The following is a 14635-nucleotide window of genomic DNA, read 5'->3' on the forward strand; positions in this document are numbered from 1 at the left end:
ACAAAGCGAGCCTAAGAGGAGGTTCCCTCAGTGGTCGTTCTGCTCACCATCCACGCAGTGGCCGCTGTCTTATCTCCGTTCATCATAGAACGCTTTCGAGCGACGGGATTCGGTATCTTGGCGGTACCACCCGCCTTGACATTCGCTTGGGCCCTCATACAGGCACCTACAGTACTCAGCGGTGCCGTCGTCGAAACCTACCCATGGATCCCCACACTCGGTCTTAACCTCACCTTCCGGCTGGATGAGCTGTCCTGCCTGATGTGTCTGGTCGTCGGCGGCATAGGAACACTTGTCCTCACCTACTGCGCAAGCTACTTCTCTGACGAAGAACCTGGACTTGGTCGTTTTGCTGGAACTCTCGTTGCATTCGCCGGGGCAATGCTAGGGTTGGTCACCAGCGACGATGCATTCCTGCTTTACCTGTTCTGGGAGCTTACTACCGTCGGTTCCTACCTCCTCGTCGGGCACCGACCTGAAAGCAGATCCAGCCGAATCGCCGCCACGCAAGCCCTTGTTGTAACCGGCTTCGGCGGCCTAGCCATGCTCATCGGCATCGTTTTACTCGGTGAACAAGCTGGCACATACCGACTCTCGCAACTCATCAGCACCACCCCCCTCGATACCACAATCACTAACGCCGCTATCGCCCTCATCCTCACCGGCGCCCTGAGCAAATCCGCCCAAGTCCCCTTCCATTTCTGGCTACCGGGAGCCATGGCGGCCCCAACCCCGGTTAGCGCTTACCTCCACGCAGCGGCCATGGTAAAAGCGGGTATTTACCTCGTGGCCCGCCTAGCTCCATCTTTCGCTGATGCCCCCGTATGGCGCCCCCTTGTACTCACCATCGGTTGTACGACGATGCTCATCGGCGCCTACCGATCCCTGCGGCAATACGACCTAAAGCTTCTTCTTGCTTTCGGAACCGTTAGTCAACTCGGATTCCTTATCGTCCTTGTCGGGTCCGGCTACCCAAATACCGCTCTCGCCGGAGTTACTCTTCTCCTCGCTCACGCGCTTTACAAGGGAGCACTATTCCTCATTGTTGGTGCCATCGATCACTCCACCGGCACTCGAGATCTACGCCGTTTGTCTGGCTTGCGCCGCTGCATGCCAGGCTTGTTTATCGCCACCATCATTTCCGCTGCCAGCATGGCCGGACTGCCACCCCTGCTCGGTTTTGTTGGCAAAGAAGCAGCTTACGACGCCTACCTACACACCCCGCTGCCCTACGGGAAAATCGTTCTCGGGGTACTCGTCGTTGGGTCAGCTCTCACCCTGGCCTACAGCTGGCGATTCATCTGGGGCGCTTTCCGCAACGATCCAAAAATTGAAGACACTCCCATTCACACCCCCGGGATCTTGCTGACAGGAATTCCATTAATTCTTTCTAGCGGCACCGTCACACTTGGGCTTTTCTGCAGTTATCTTGAGCCGTTCCTCCGAGGCGCAAGCAACGCTCTTGGAGACAGTGCAGATCTGCACTTGGCTCTCTGGCACGGCCTTACCCCAGCCTTATTTTTGACGCTGCTTACCTGGACTCTCGGCACTGTTCTTGTCTTGTTCAGCACACAGGTCAACCAACTTCAGGACAGAGTTCCTCCCTTGTTGTCGGCTCAGCTTGTTTACCGGCTGTGCATGCACCGGCTTGATCGCCTTTCTTTAGAGACGACGGGTCTGCTGCAACGCGGCTCGCTGCCTTTGTCGCTGTCTCTTATCCTCCTTGTCTTTATTGCTGTTCCAGGCGGGACGCTTTTGGCTGTAGCTCAGGACTGGGATCGCATCCAGGTCGATAACATCTCAGCCTGGCCGCAAGCGGCGATTGCCCTAGTTCTATGTACTGCTGCCATCGCATCCGTGCGTTCCCAACGCCGCCTGCGTGCCGTTTTCATGGCGGGAACTACTGGGTATGGGTGCGCAATGATGTACCTGGTTTATGGGGCGCCGGATCTTGCCTTGACCCAAGCGCTTGCCGAGACTTTTTCCATTGTTGTATTTGTTCTTGTGCTGCGTCGGCTGCGAACTCGATTCGACATTACGGCACCTTCTAAGGTCCGAGTGAGGCGAGTAATTTTCGGAACTGTCGTGGGTGTTATATTCACTGCACTTACCATCTTGATGCCTGCTTTGCGTATTCACCGTCCAGCATCTGATGGGATGGCTGAACTTGCTTATCCCTTTGGTGGTGGAACGAATATCGTCAACATCATTCTTGTTGATATTCGCGCTTGGGACACCATGGGAGAAATTTCTGTCGCGCTGGCAGCGGCAACTGGAATCGCCAGTCTCATCTTCCTTCGTGAAGAAAATATGGAGCGGTTGCGTCCACGTTTATCTAGCGGTGCAAGTCGGCAAATGCAGCGGTCTCAACAGAATGTTCTTATCTCGCAGCCAGGTGTGCGTCAGTCTTGGCTTGTCTCGACTGCGAAGTTTGTCTCTGGTGAGCGTCGATCGGTGTTGATTGAGGTAGTTGCGCGGTTAGTTTTTCATCCGATTCTGCTGTGGTCCGTTTATCTTTTGTTCGCAGGTCACAATGCACCCGGGGGTGGTTTTGCGGCGGGAATGGTTGCTGGGCTCGCCCTGACAGTGCGTTATCTAGCAGGTGGAAGAGAGGAATTGCGCGCGGCAGCGCCAATTTTGCCGGGTGTTTTGCTAGGAACCGGATTGTTCCTGTCTGCAGGTTTTGGTGTCGTATCGATGCTGTGCGGAGGGCACGTTCTGCAGACATGGACATTCAACCCGCACTTGCCGTTGATCGGTGAAGTTCACTTTGTGACGTCAGTTTTGTTTGATGTGGGTGTCTATCTCGTAGTGATCGGCCTGGTGTTGGACATGCTTCGCAGCTTGGGTGCCGCTCTTGATCGCCAGATAGAGCAGGAACAGGCTGGGAGGAATGTAAACGTGTTGAGTTCTGGCTTGTTGTCGAATAGTGAGATTTCTAGTCAAGGAACGAGTGGAATTTTACCCACGGAAGGGAAGATGCAGTGATTTCTAACCTTCCTTTGGCTATTTCCGTAGGCGTAATGGCGTCATGTGGTGTTGTTCTCCTTTTGGAGCGAGGAATTGTTCGCTCGTTTATTGGCATCATTCTTATGGGAAATGCGGTGAACCTTTTGTTCCTCGCTGCTGGTGGCGCGGCGGGTAAATCCGCGATTGTGGGGATGTGGCCCGTTTCTGAGATGAGTGATCCACTACCTCAGGCCATGGTGCTTACCGCCATCGTTATCACGTTGGCTTTGACCGGTTTTGTTATGGCACTCGCTCATCGTGCGTGGCAGTTGTCTAGCAGCGACATCATTACGGATGACGATGAAGATGCGCGCATTGCTCGCCGTGCTGCGGAAAACGACATGTCTGAGAGCGATTACGCCGGTGATCTGGACGAACCTGATCAGGGAGATGATCCTGACCCAGGGGGACATCACCCTGCTAGAGGTGAGAATGTGCAGGCCATAACGGGGAGCAGCCCTGAGGATCAGCGTGATGGAGGGCCCCGATGAGTGTGATGGCTGTTCTGGATTTGCTTGCAGAGGGGAATGTGCCTTCACCTGCGGGTGAAGTGGATCCGTGGACGTGGCTGGTCCCCTTGCCCGTTACGTTGCCGTTGATCGGTGCTGGGTTGACTTTGGTGGCGGTGCGTAAGGAGAAAGTGCAGCGGATTATCACGATCTGTGTGTTTGTCAGTGTGTTGCTTGCTTCCTTCGTGATGCTGCAGCGGGCGGATATGTATGGCCCTCAGGTAATGCAGGCTGCTGGTTGGGCTGCGCCGATGGGAGTCACATTGATTGTGGATCGGTTGGCAGCATTAATGGTGCTGGTGTCCACGATTGTGACGTTCGCGGTCATGATGTATTCGATCGGTCAAGGGCGTTCTAGTGCTGATATGGGTGATGGTGAGGCGCCGTTGCCGATTTTTCACCCGACATTGCTGGTGCTGGCGGCTGGCGTTGGCACCACTTTCATTTCAGGTGATTTGTTCCACATTTATGTGGGTTTTGAAATGTTGTTGGTTGCCAGTTTCGTGTTGCTCACATTGGGGGGCACGGAGGAGCGGGTGCGTGCTGGTGTTAACTATGTTTTCGTGAATTTGCTAAGTTCACTATTTTTCTTAGCTGCGATTGCTTTTGTATATGCAGCTGCGGGGACAGTGAATTTGGCTCAGTTAGCAGTTCGTCTTCCTGAGTTGTCCTCCGCAGGTACGTTGACATTGTCAGCATTGCTGTTGATTGGGTTTGGTATTAAAGCTGCTTTGTTCCCGATGATGGGGTGGCTTCCTGACTCGTATCCGACGGCTCCGGCACCAGTGACGGCAGTATTTGCGGGTCTGCTCACTAAGGTTGGGGTGTATGCAATGTTGCGCACACAGACACTGCTGTTCCCTGATGGTCGGTTGAATGGGATGCTCATGTGGGCGGCGTTGCTCACTATGCTTTTTGGGATTTTGGGTGCTATTGCGCAGGATGACATTAAGCGTTTGTTGTCGTTTACGTTGATTAGTCACATCGGTTACTTGGTTTTTGGGTTAGCGGTCGGTAATCAGATGGGCTTGTCGGCGGCGGTTTTTTATATGTGTCATCACATTGTGGTGCAGACGAGTCTGTTTTTGGTGACGGGGCTTATTGAGCACCGGGCGGGGACGACGTCGTTGGCGGAGTTGGGTGGGTTGGCTCGTACAGCTCCGTTGATTGCGGTGTTGTTTTTTATTCCCGCGATTAATTTGGGTGGTATTCCACCGTTTTCGGGGTGGTTGGGGAAGATTGGTTTGTTGCATGCTGGTGCGCAGGCTGGTGGGGTAGTGGCGTATGCGCTGATGGCCGGTGCGGTGGTGACGAGTTTGTTGACGTTGTATGCGGTGTCAAGGGTGTGGTCCCGGGCGTTTTGGCGTCGACCGGTTACGGAACTTTCTGCTGAGGTGGAGGTTCCTGCGGGTGAGCGTGAGTTTGTGTCAGCTGAGTCGATTCCAGTGATTGAACCTGATCGTTTGCGTGAGTTGCAGGGGCAGGCAGATCAGCCGGTTCCTCGGGGATTGTTTATTCCTACGGCGTCGTTGGTAGCGGTGTCGTGTGCGTTCACTTTGGCTGCTGGTCCGCTGTATGGGGTGACAGATCGGGCGGCTTCTGATTTGTTGTCGCGGACGCCGTATGTGCATGCGGTATTCCCGGCAGGGTGTGGTGAGGGGAGTGCGTGTCGTGGTTGATTCGAGTTCTGCGCGGCGTCAGTTCAGAGCGGTGAGGCGGCGGGTGCAACCGTTGCCGTTGGTGTTGTTGGTGACGGTGTGGGTGATGTTGTGGGGGAGAGCGACGTGGTTGAACGTCATTGGTGGGGTGGTGTTGACGGTGGGAATTTTGGTGTTGCTTCCTTTGCCGCCGTTGATTTTGGGGGTGCGGCTGCGTTTGTGGGCGGTGGTGGTGTTGTTGATGCGTTTTGTGGTGGATTTGACGGTGGCGAGTTTTCAGGTTGCTGCGAGGGCGTTGCAGGTGGGGTGGCAGCCGCAGGGGCGTTTGCTGCGGGTTCCTTTGCGTTCGGATAACGAGTTGATTGCTGTGGTGAATGCCGAGATGAACGCGTTGGTTCCGGGGTCGGTGGTGGTGGACTTGTCTCCGAGTGAGGGGTGGATGCTGTTGCATATTTTTGATGCGCCTGATGAGGAGTCGTTGCGGGTGGCGTTACGGAAGGCGCAGTCGCAGGAGGAGAGGGTGATTTGGGCGTTGGCGGAGAATCCGCAGGCAGTGTTGCGTGGTCGGCGGCGTTGGCGGTCTGTGGCGTCTGGAGTTGAGGGGCAGGTGCAGCGGTGAACGTTCAGCTGTGGGTTATTGGTGCGTGCGTAGTGATGTTGTTGGTCTCTGCGTTGTTGTCGGTTTTTCGGATGGTGGTGGGGCCAACGGCAGTTGACCGGGCGATTGCTAACGAGGTGTTGGTGTCAACGGTCGTGTGTGTTCTTGGTTTGTATATTGCGGCCACGCGGGATGGGTCGACGGTGTCGATTCTTATTTCGTTGTCGTTGGTGGGGTTTGTGTCTTCGTTGGCGGTGGCGCGGTTTGCGGCGCATGCTGATGATGCGGTGCAGCCAAGGTCGTTGGCGCCGGTGGTGGATGGGCGGGTTTTGTTGGAGGGTGCGGGCGGCGGTTCTGGTGAGGGGCAGTTTTCTGCAGGGCAGGGGGATCGTCGGTGAGTGTTGTGGAGCAGGTTGCTGATTGGGTGGCGCTGGCGGCGTTGTTTGTGGGGTCGTTTTTGTGTTTGACAGCTGCTGTGGGGTTGGGGCGGTTTCGGGACTTTTTTAGTCGGGTGCATGCGGCTGCTAAGCCGCAGACTTTGGGGGTGTTGTTGGTGTTGTTGGCGGTGGGGTTGAGGTTGCCGTCGTGGATTGATTTAGGGATGTTGTTGTTGGTGGGTGTCTTTCAGATGATCACGGTGCCAACGTCGGGTCATATGACTGGGCGGGGGTATTACGCATTGGCGCGTTCGGATAAGGCTGATGAGGGTGAGGTTTCGGGACAGGGTGGGTAGTGCAGGTACACAAGTGCCTGGTAGCTGACTTGTTGTATGGGTCAGTTACCAGGCACTTGTGTTTTATCTGGGGTGGGGTGTTCAGGAGATGTTGAGTTCTCCCATGGGGCCCCATTGGCCGTTTTCGACCTGTTTGCTGATGATTTGGGGGGTTTGGGTGAGGTATTGGGGGAATTCTTTTTTCATTGTTTCGAAGTGTTTGCTGGAAACGTGGGGTTCAGCTCCTTCGTCGGTGAATGCTTCGAGGAGGATGTAGGTGTTGGGGTCTTCGATGCTGCGGGACCATTCGAACCAGAGGTTGCCTTCTTCGGATCGGGTCGCTTCGGTGAAGGGGCGGCTGATTTCTGGCCAGTTATCTGCGTGTTCGGGTTTGATGAAGAATTTGACGTTGATGAGGATCATGCGTTCACGCTAACGGAGGTTGGTGATCTTCGCCGGGTGAGTTGTGTGGTGGGGTGGGGTTGTCATTGTTGTGTGGGGGCGGGATTTGGTTTTTTGGTCAGTGGTGGGGTGGGGCGTTCGGCCCAGCGGTCGGGTGTGTGTTCGCCGGTGGTGGTTATTTCGGTTCCGGCGGGTGCAGATGCGGGGGAGGGGGCTTCGGCGGTGGTGCCGCGTAGGCGGGAGAGGGTGCGCATGAGGTGGTAGACGGTGAGGGCGGCGCCGGTTCCTAAGGCGATGCCGTTGAAGGTGAGTCCGCCGAGGACCCAGGTGAAGTCAGCGATGCCGATGACCAGGGCTAGGGCTGCGGTGTTGAGGTTGACGGGGTCGGAGAAGTCGACGCGGTTTTGTACCCAGATGCGTACGCCGAGCATGCCGATCATGCCGTAGAGGACGGTGGCTGCGCCGCCGAGGATTCCGCTGGGGATGGTGTTAATGAGTTCGCCGAATTTGGGGATCATGCTTAGTGCTAGTGCGAAGAGTCCGGCGACGACGTAGGCGGCGGTGGAGTAAACGCGGGTGGCGGCCATGACGCCGATGTTTTCGGCGTAGGTGGTGGTTCCGGATCCGCCTCCGGATCCGGCGAGCATGGTGGAGATGCCGTCGGCGAAGAGTGCGCGTCCGGTGATGTCGTCGAGGTTGCGTCCGGTCATGGCTGCGACGGATTTGACGTGTCCGATGTTTTCGGCGATGAGGACGACGACTACGGGGAGGAACATGGCAAGGACGGATGGTTCGAAGGTGGGGGTGTGGAAGGTGGGTAGGCCGATCCAGGATGCTTTGTTGACTTCGGTGAAAGTGACTTCGCCGCGGGTGAGGGCGGTGGCGTAGCCGATGAGTACGCCGATGAGGATGGATAGGCGTCCGATGAGTCCTTTGAACAGGACGGTGGTGAGGATGATTGCCAGGATGGTGACGGTGGCGGTGATGGGGGCTTCTTTGACGTTGTTCCAGGCGGCGGGGGCGAGGTTGAAGCCGATGAGAGCGACGATGGCGCCGGTGACGGTGGGGGGCATGATTGTGTCGATCCAGCGGGCGCCGGCGACGTGGACGATTGCTCCGATGAGTGCTAGGAGTGCGCCGACGGCGATGACGCCGCCGAGTGCGGAGCCGGCGCCGTGGGAGGCAGCGGCGGCGGTGATGGGTGCGATGAGGGCGAAGCTGGAGCCGAGGTAGCTGGGGAGTCGTCCGCCGGTGATTGCTAGGAAGAGGAGGGTGCCGATGGCGGAGAAGAAGAGGGTGGTGGAGGGTGGGAATCCGGTGAGTCGGGGGACGAGGAATGTTGCGCCGAACATGGCTACGACGTGTTGGGCACCGATGCTTATGGTGAATGGCCAGGAGAGGCGTTCTTCGGGGGCGACGACTGCCCCGGGTGTGATGGTTCGGCCATCTGAGTGAAGTTTCCACCCGAGTGAGGGCATGGTGTTCTCCTTGTTGCCGCGCCGTTGGTGGGCGTGGTGGCGGTGAGGTGAGGGGTTGGATGCCCCGGTTGATGTGGGGCGGTTGGTGCCGTCCGTGGCTGGGTTGCGCAATAGCGTAGCTGCAGGGGTGTTGGGCGTGGGTTGGGTTGCCCCGGTGGCTGGGGTGAGGGCGGTTGCTGGGTGGTGCGCCTTTATATTGGTGCGCGTGCCTGATGCGTTTGATTCCTCCCGTGGTCGTTCTGAGTCTGGTGTTGGTGGTGTGAGTGGGGGACGTTCTGGGGGTGGTCGTTCTTCTGGTCGGGGTCGTGGTCGGGGAGGCCGCGTGGCGCGGCGCCCGTTGACGCAGGCGGAGCGGGCGGCGCGGGCTAAGCGTCGTCAGGCGCGGTTGGCTGCGGTTCCGCAGGTGTCGTATCCGGAGCATTTGCCGGTGGCTGGGGTGCGGGATGAGATTCTTGCGGCGATTCGTGACAACCAGGTGGTGGTGATTGCTGGTGAGACGGGGTCGGGGAAGACCACGCAGATTCCGAAGATGTGTTTGGAGTTGGGGCGGGGTATTGATGGGCAGATTGGGCATACGCAGCCGCGGCGTATTGCTGCGCGTTCGGTGGCGGAGCGGTTGGCTGAGGAGTTGGGGGTTGAGATTGGGGGTGCGGTTGGGTATCAGGTGCGTTTTAACGATGCGTCGAGTCGGGACACCTTGGTGAAGGTGATGACGGATGGGGTTTTGCTGGCGGAGTTGCAGCGGGATCGTTATTTGCGTCGTTATGACACGATCATTATTGATGAGGCTCATGAGAGGAGCCTCAATATTGATTTTATTTTGGGGTATTTGCGTCAGTTATCGCCGAAGCGTCCTGATTTGAAGGTGATTGTCACTTCGGCGACGATTGATCCGGAAAAGTTTGCGAATCATTTTGCTGGCCCGGATGGTCGTCCTGCGCCGATTTTGGAGGTATCGGGGCGTACATATCCGGTAGAGATTCGTTATCGGCCGCTTGTGCGTGAGCAGGTTTCGCGTTCTGGTGAGCGGGTTGAGGTGGAGGTGGATCAGGTTTATGGGATTACTGAGGCGGTGGAGGAGTTATGGACTGAGAGCCGTGGGGATGGTGGTGATCAGGATGTTTTGGTGTTTTGTTCGGGGGAGCGGGAGATCCGTGATGCTGTTGATGCGTTGGAGGCGATGAAGCTTCCAGATACGCAGGTGTTGCCGTTGTATGGGCGTTTATCTGCGGCGGAGCAGCATCGGATTTTTGCGGGGCATTCGGGGCGGCGCATTGTTGTGTCGACGAATGTGGCGGAGACGTCGTTGACGGTTCCGGGTATTCGGTATGTGGTGGATACGGGGACGGCGCGTATTAGTCGCTTTAATCAGCGGACGAAGGTTCAGCGTTTGCCGATTGAGGCGATTAGTCAGGCAAGTGCTAATCAGCGTTCGGGCCGTTCTGGGCGTTTGTCTGATGGTGTGGCGATTCGTTTGTATAGCGAGGAAGATTTCGCTGGCCGTCCGGAGTTTACGGATCCGGAAATCATGCGGACCAATTTGGCGAGTGTGATTTTGCAGATGATTTCGTTGGGGTTGGGTGATATTTCAGGTTTTCCGTTTGTTGATCCGCCGGATCGTCGCCAGATTGCTGATGGTTTGCGGTTGTTGCAGGAGTTGGGGGCGATTGAGGCCGGGGAGAAGGGGCCCCATCGTTTGACGCGGTTGGGTCGGGATATTGCTCGTATTCCGGTTGATCCGCGGTTGGCGCGGATGTTGATTGCGGCGGATCGTAACGGGACGTTGCGTGAAGTGATTGTGATTGTTGCGGGGTTGAGTATTCAGGATGTGCGGGAGCGTCCTTCGGAGGGGGCTGATTCTGCTCGTGCTGATCAGGCTCATGCGCGTTTTAAGGTCGAGGGTTCGGACTTTATGACGTTGTTGGCTGTGTGGGATTACTTGTCTGAGCAGCAGCGTGTTTTGTCTGGTTCGGCGTTCCGTCGGTTGTGTCGAGATGAGTATTTGCATTTCTTGCGGTTTAGGGAATGGCAGGACTTGGTGTCGCAGTTGCGGGACACGGTCAAGGAGCTTGGTTTGCGGGTGGGGACGGGGACTTCTCCGGCTTCGGCGGTGCATCAGGCGTTGTTGACGGGTTTGTTGTCGCAGGTGGGGGCGTGGGATCAGGAAAAGCGGGAGTACGTGGGTGCACGGGGGGCGCGTTTTGCCATTGGGCATGGTTCGGTGCTGCGGCGGGTGAACCCGGAGTGGGTGATGAGTGCCGAGTTGGTGGAGACAACGCGGTTGTGGGCGCGGACGAATGCGGTGACGTCGGCGGTGGATGTTGAGCAGGCGGCGGCGCATGTGGTGAAGCGGTCGCATTCGGAGCCGCGGTGGAGTCGTGGGCGTGCTGCGGCTATCGCTGATGAGCGAGTGACGTTGTTTGGTGTGCCGTTGGTGATTGGGCGGCGGGTGGCGTTGGCGCCGATTGATCCGCATTTGGCGCGTGATTTGTTTATTCGGCATGCGTTGGTGGAGGGCGATTGGGATACGCCGCATCGGTTTTTCCATGACAACCGTAAGTTGTTGGATCGGTTGTCAGAGTTGGAGTCGCGGGCTCGTCGTCGTGATTTGCTTGTTGATGATTCGGATTTGGTTGCGTTTTATGACGAGCGGATTCCGGCGTCGGTGACTAGTGGTGCTGCGTTTGATGCGTGGTGGAAGGATGCGCGTCGTGCGGATCCGGATTTGTTGACGTTTACGCAGGATGTGTTGGTTGCGGATACGGCTAATGCTGGTGATGGCCCGTTGGATGAGGCGTTGCGGGCGAAGTATCCGCATGTGTGGCAGCAGGGGGAGCTGTCTTTCCGGTTGACGTATGAGTTTGACCCAGGTGGTGCTGCTGATGGTGTGACGTGCCATATTCCGCTGGCGGTGTTGAACCAGGTGGAGAACGTGGGGTTTGACTGGTTGGTGCCTGGTTTGCGTGAGGATCTTGCGATTGCGTTGGTGAAGTCGTTGCCTAAGGCGACGCGTAAGCAGTTTGTTCCTGCTCCGGATCGGGCGCGGGCGGCGTTGGCGGCGATCAGTGTCGAGGGTGAGCCGGAGCCGGGTTCAGGTCCTGGGTTGGGGTTGTCTTTTGCGGATGAGTTGGCGCGGGGGCTGTATATCGTTACGGGTAAGCGGGTGCCGGAGGGGGAGTGGGGTATTGCTTCTTTACCTGCGCATTTGCGGATGAGTTTCACTGTGGAGGATGACCGGCGGCGCGCTATTGCTGAGGGTAAGGATTTGGAGGCGTTGCAGGAGGAGCTGGCGCCGAAGGTACGTGGAACGATGAAGAAGGCCGCTGCTGATCTGGAGCGCAAAGCGGTGACGTCGTGGGATTTCGGTGAGCTTCCTAGTGAGTTTGAGGGTAAGCGTGGAAAGAACACGGTGAAGGGGTTCCCGGCGCTGGTCGATCATGGTGATTCGGTGGCGATTGAGGTATTGGGGACGCGTCGGCAGCAGGAGACGGCTACGCATGATGGTTTGCGTCGGCTGGTTTTGTTGAATTCGACGGCGCCGTGGCAGCGCATTTTGACGTTGTTGAGTAATTCTCAACGGTTGGCGTTGGGTAATAACCCGCATGGTGGCATTGATGCGCTGCTAGAGGATGTGTTGGCGGCAGCGGTGGATGCGATTATTGCTGAGCAGGAGTCGGGGATGTCGGCGCGGATCCGTACTGCTGAGGCGTTTGATCAGGTGTTGGCTGCGGTCAAGCGGGAGGTTGTGCCGCATGTGATGGACATTGTTGACATGGTGGTTCCGGTGTTGGAGCGGTCGTTGAAGGTGCGGTTGGCGCTGGATGCGATGCATGCGGATCGGGTTAAGCAGATGCGTGTTGATCTGGAGCAGCAGCTTGTGGGGTTGGTGTATCCGGGGTTTGTTGCTGCGACGGGTATGAAGCAGTTGGCGCATGTGGCGCGGTATTTGCAGGCCATGTTGGTTCGGATAGAGAAGGGGCCGTTGGACCTGCGTAAGGATGCAGCTGCGGCTGAGGTTGTGGCGCGGGTGGAGCAGGAGAGGTTGGCGGTTGTAGCGAAGTTGCCTGTGACTGAGCATGGTGCGGCTGATGTTGTGCAGTTGCGCTGGCTCGTGGAGGAGTTGCGGGTGAGTTTGTTCGCGCAGCGATTGGGGACGGCTGTTCCTGTGTCTGAGAAGCGGATTTATGCGGCGATGGATCGGGTGGAGGATGCTCGTGATTAGAGGGTTGTTGGGGTAGTCGACTTGTGGTGCCGATGGGGTGTGTAGGAAGCCGTCGTTGGCGCGGCCTGCTGCGTGTTTTCGGTTTTTTGGGTCTTGTGCTCAAGTGGCGGAATTATTGCGGCCGGTGTTGCGTTGGCATTCCTGCGTTGACTGAGTTGCTTTCGCATGGCGGGCCACGGCCTGCGGTTTTGCGTGTGTGACGAGGGAGATGTGTGCAAGAAGTTATAATGGTGCAAGTCATTTTTGCCTGCGATTCGGCACTTGAACACCCCGGCTCCGTAATGTCCCGCGAGATGAGCGGTGAGACACGAGCCGCGCTAGCCGTCCGAGCAGGAATGCGACTGACCTACCAACCTACGTGAAAGGTGTCGGTGCAGCACGTGGCGAACGCCTCCGCAGAAGCCCCAACCGGTAAGAATGGAACCAAGCCTCTTCCGGCCGAGTTCTCGCACCCGGCCATCGCCGAGCTGCTGGCGGCTGGTGCCGCCACAGGAACCGTCGACAGTGTTTCCGTTCAGCGCGCATTGGTCGCGGCTGAATTAACTTTGGCGCGTCAGAAGGCGGTGTTGCGTGCTCTTGAGATGAGTGGCATCACGGTCACTCTTGATGCGAATCACGCAGCGCAGGCTGTCGCTGAAGGTCTTGGTGACAAGCCGCGTAAGCGTACGCCGCGGCGTAAGTCGACTAAGGCTGCTGGTACTACGACGCGGCGTACTAGCCGGGCCACGACGAAGAAGGTCGCGCCTGCGGCTGACGCGGCGGAGGGATCGGAAGAGGCTGCGGATAAGCCAGCGCCGCGTAAGCGCGCGACTCGTTCGACGGCGAAGTCGGCGGCTGCGAAAACTACGCGTACTCGTAAGGCCGCGAAGGAAGATCCGGAGCTCGAGGACGATCTCGATGTCGTGTCTGAGGAATTCGATGAGCCTATTGTCGATGATCTTGTTGACACCGACCATGATCTCGTTGATGACGATCCTGAAGATGATGACGGTGAAGAGGTCACTCCTCGGGGCAGGCGTTCACGCAAGTCTAAGAAAGACGACAAGAACGATGGCTCTGAAGAGTCAGGCTTTGTTCTGCGTGACGATGATGAGGAAGATGCTCCGGCACAGCAGGTTGTCACTGCCGGGGCTACGGCCGACCCGGTCAAGGACTACTTGAAGCAGATCGGTAAGGTCGCTCTCCTTAACGCTGAGCAAGAGGTTGACCTTGCTAAGCGTATTGAGGCGGGTTTGTTCGCCGAGAAAATTCTTGAGCGTGAAGAGTTCGATCCGATGCTGACCCGCGATTTGCGTTGGGTGATCATGGATGGCCGTAACGCGAAGAATCACTTGCTGGAGGCCAACCTTCGTCTGGTGGTTTCGCTGGCTAAGCGGTACACAGGGCGCGGAATGTTGTTCCTGGACTTGATCCAGGAGGGCAACCTCGGTCTGATTCGTGCAGTTGAGAAGTTCGACTACACGAAGGGCTTCAAGTTCTCGACGTATGCGACGTGGTGGATTCGTCAGGCCATCACTCGCGCTATGGCTGACCAGGCTCGCACTATTCGTATTCCGGTGCACATGGTTGAGGTCATCAACAAGTTGGCTCGGGTGCAGCGTCAGATGCTGCAGGATTTGGGTCGCGAACCCACGCCGGAGGAGCTGGCCAAGGAGCTCGACATGACGCCGGAGCGCGTTGTCGAGGTGCAGAAGTATGGGCGTGAGCCAATTTCTTTGCACACTCCGCTGGGTGAGGATGGCGACAGCGAGTTTGGTGACCTCATTGAGGACTCTGAGGCTGTGGTTCCTGCTGACGCGGTGAGCTTTACGTTGTTGCAGGAGCAGTTGCACTCGGTGCTTGACACGCTTTCTGAGCGTGAGGCGGGCGTGGTGTCGATGCGTTTCGGTTTGACCGATGGTCAGCCGAAGACTCTCGATGAGATCGGCAAGGTGTATGGCGTGACGCGTGAGCGTATCCGTCAGATCGAGTCGAAGACGATGAGTAAGCTGCGTCACCCGTCGCGTTCTCAGGTGTTGCGCGACTACCTGGACTGATCGCGGTGAAG

11 protein-coding genes are annotated in these 14635 nt (G+C 57.4%); 9 read left to right on the plus strand and 2 right to left on the minus strand.

All coding sequences use genetic code 11. From position 1 onward, the window contains the following. Positions 1–30: 30 nt before the first annotated feature. Genes DXZ77_RS04020 through mnhG form a run of 6 tightly spaced genes read left to right on the plus strand, consistent with a single transcriptional unit; the run spans position 31 to position 6507 of the window. Positions 31–2988 carry a Na+/H+ antiporter subunit A gene (locus DXZ77_RS04020; RefSeq protein WP_115030141.1) on the plus strand — a complete coding sequence of 986 codons (2958 nt, stop codon included), beginning with the start codon at positions 31–33 and terminating at the stop codon, positions 2986–2988. Then, positions 2985–3500: a Na(+)/H(+) antiporter subunit C gene (locus tag DXZ77_RS04025; RefSeq protein WP_115030143.1), complete on the plus strand. Its 516-nt coding sequence runs from the start codon at positions 2985–2987 to the stop codon at positions 3498–3500. The genes DXZ77_RS04020 and DXZ77_RS04025 overlap by 4 nt, the downstream gene beginning before the upstream one ends. 5 nt (positions 3501–3505) lie before the next feature. Further along, on the plus strand, positions 3506–5197 hold the full coding sequence (locus DXZ77_RS04030) for a Na+/H+ antiporter subunit D (protein WP_115032527.1): 1692 nt from the start codon (positions 3506–3508) through the stop codon (positions 5195–5197). Further along, a complete protein-coding gene (locus DXZ77_RS04035; protein WP_181816021.1) occupies positions 5181–5795 on the plus strand; it encodes a Na+/H+ antiporter subunit E in 615 nt (204 codons plus the stop codon). The genes DXZ77_RS04030 and DXZ77_RS04035 overlap by 17 nt, the downstream gene beginning before the upstream one ends. Then, positions 5792–6172 (plus strand): MrpF/PhaF family protein, encoded by a 381-nt coding sequence (locus tag DXZ77_RS04040; protein ID WP_258553118.1) that lies wholly within the window; start codon positions 5792–5794, stop codon positions 6170–6172. Before DXZ77_RS04035 ends, DXZ77_RS04040 begins: the two co-directional genes overlap by 4 nt. Beyond that, the gene (gene mnhG / locus DXZ77_RS04045) at positions 6169–6507 is read left to right on the plus strand and encodes a monovalent cation/H(+) antiporter subunit G (RefSeq protein ID WP_028327710.1); all 339 of its coding nucleotides are present in this window, start codon (positions 6169–6171) and stop codon (positions 6505–6507) included. Before DXZ77_RS04040 ends, mnhG begins: the two co-directional genes overlap by 4 nt. 81 nt (positions 6508–6588) lie before the next feature. On the opposite strand, the gene DXZ77_RS04050 is transcribed toward mnhG, so the two are convergent. Continuing rightward, positions 6589–6909 carry a putative quinol monooxygenase gene (locus tag DXZ77_RS04050; RefSeq protein WP_115030147.1) on the minus strand — a complete coding sequence of 107 codons (321 nt, stop codon included), beginning with the start codon at positions 6907–6909 and terminating at the stop codon, positions 6589–6591. A gap of 62 nt (positions 6910–6971) precedes the next feature. Beyond that, positions 6972–8366, minus strand: a complete 1395-nt coding sequence (locus DXZ77_RS04055; RefSeq protein WP_115032531.1) for a uracil-xanthine permease family protein — start codon at positions 8364–8366, stop codon at positions 6972–6974. A gap of 337 nt (positions 8367–8703) precedes the next feature. Between DXZ77_RS04055 and hrpA the strand changes: the two genes are divergently transcribed. From hrpA to DXZ77_RS04065, 3 genes are all read left to right on the plus strand, one after another. Further along, positions 8704–12588, plus strand: coding sequence for an ATP-dependent RNA helicase HrpA (hrpA, locus tag DXZ77_RS04060; RefSeq protein WP_371667488.1), 3885 nt, complete (start codon positions 8704–8706; stop codon positions 12586–12588). Between the two features lie 227 nt (positions 12589–12815). After that, the gene (locus DXZ77_RS12375; RefSeq protein WP_258553120.1) at positions 12816–12950 is read left to right on the plus strand and encodes a hypothetical protein; all 135 of its coding nucleotides are present in this window, start codon (positions 12816–12818) and stop codon (positions 12948–12950) included. 9 nt (positions 12951–12959) lie between these two features. After that, positions 12960–14624, plus strand: a complete 1665-nt coding sequence (locus tag DXZ77_RS04065; protein ID WP_115030151.1) for an RNA polymerase sigma factor — start codon at positions 12960–12962, stop codon at positions 14622–14624. Positions 14625–14635: the final 11 nt, after the last annotated feature.

This window comes from Dermatophilus congolensis (assembly GCF_900447215.1).
Lineage (GTDB): Bacteria > Actinomycetota > Actinomycetes > Actinomycetales > Dermatophilaceae > Dermatophilus > Dermatophilus congolensis_A.

What these genes read in the sequence shown, in the direction of transcription:
- DXZ77_RS04030 (WP_115032527.1), top strand. Translation starts at nt 3,506, where the DNA reads ATGGCTGTTCTGGATTTGCTTGCAGAGGGGAATGTGCCTTCACCTGCG.
- DXZ77_RS04055 (WP_115032531.1), bottom strand. Translation starts at nt 8,366, where the DNA reads ATGCCCTCACTCGGGTGGAAACTTCACTCAGATGGCCGAACCATCACA.
- DXZ77_RS12375 (WP_258553120.1), top strand. Translation starts at nt 12,816, where the DNA reads ATGGTGCAAGTCATTTTTGCCTGCGATTCGGCACTTGAACACCCCGGC.
- DXZ77_RS04050 (WP_115030147.1), bottom strand. Translation starts at nt 6,909, where the DNA reads ATGATCCTCATCAACGTCAAATTCTTCATCAAACCCGAACACGCAGAT.